Here is a 986-nt window from a genome sequence, read left to right as displayed (position 1 = left end):
GTCCAGCATAAGCCGCCCAAGCTTCATCAGCGCCTCGGCCCCCTGGCAGGCCTCCCGCTCGGCCTCGGTCAAGGTAAAACCTGGCGCACAGGCCTGCGTGCTGGCGCTCGATCCGCATGCGTCCGCCGCCGTGAACCTCCAGGGCTCGACCAACGTCTCGATGGACAATTGCGTGATCGCGGCGAACTCGGACGCGTCCGATTCCGTCAACAGGGGTGGCTCCGCGCTGGTTTCAGCCGGCTGTGTCTCAACCGTCGGCGGCACCAGCGGGCTGTTGCCACCCAGCGCCAGTCTCGCCTGCGGAACGCCGCACGAACATAGGTACGCGTCCTTTGATCCATTGGCCGACGTCGTTCCTCCCCCTTACACATTGTGTTTGCCTGTCCCGAACGGCAAAACCTACACGCTGTCGCCCGGCACTTATTGCGACAAGACATTGTCGGGGGACATCACGCTTGATCCGGGCGTCTACATCATGCGCGGCACCACCATAAAGCCAGGGGGGAACGGCAGCCTGGCTGGCCAGGGCGTGACCATATTCCTCATGGAAAGCGCTGAGATCTACATAAATGCCAATGAGAAGGTGAACCTTTCCCCGCCCACCAGCGGCCCTTATGCTGGCATCACCATTTTCCAGGATCACGGCAACACGTCTGCTCTGACATTGAATGGCGGCGCAAATTCCGTGCTCAGCGGTTTCATTTACGCGCCGGACGCGCCCATTTCCTACGCCGGCAACTCTGATATGAGCGCCCAGGGCGACTGTCTCAGGCTTGTCGGCAATACGATTCAGATGACCGGAAACTCGTCCGTCAAGTCGGACTGCGCGGCGGCGCTTGGAAATCGCACAATGTACGCCGATCGGATGATCACTCTGGTGAAATGAGAACGACAGGCGGCCCAAGCGGTAGCGTTGAGAAAAATGGCGGTCCCCTTTAACAATGCCGGAGTGCGGTGGCGACCGCACTCCGGCAGATCAGCGCCTC

At 61.0% G+C, this 986-nt stretch carries 1 protein-coding gene; it reads left to right on the top strand.

Annotation, left to right across the window (positions count from 1 at the left end):
• Positions 1-97: 97 nt before the first annotated feature.
• Positions 98-886 carry a hypothetical protein gene (locus EN906_RS35405; RefSeq protein WP_245484409.1) on the top strand — a complete coding sequence of 263 codons (789 nt, stop codon included), beginning with the start codon at positions 98-100 and terminating at the stop codon, positions 884-886.
• The last annotated feature ends 100 nt before the right edge of the window (positions 887-986 follow it).

It is taken from the genome of Mesorhizobium sp. M7A.F.Ca.CA.004.06.1.1, assembly GCF_003999135.1.
Classification (GTDB): Bacteria; Pseudomonadota; Alphaproteobacteria; order Rhizobiales; family Rhizobiaceae; genus Mesorhizobium.
Note: the sequence above shows the minus strand (reverse complement) of the source record. Positions and strands in the feature narration are given on the sequence as shown.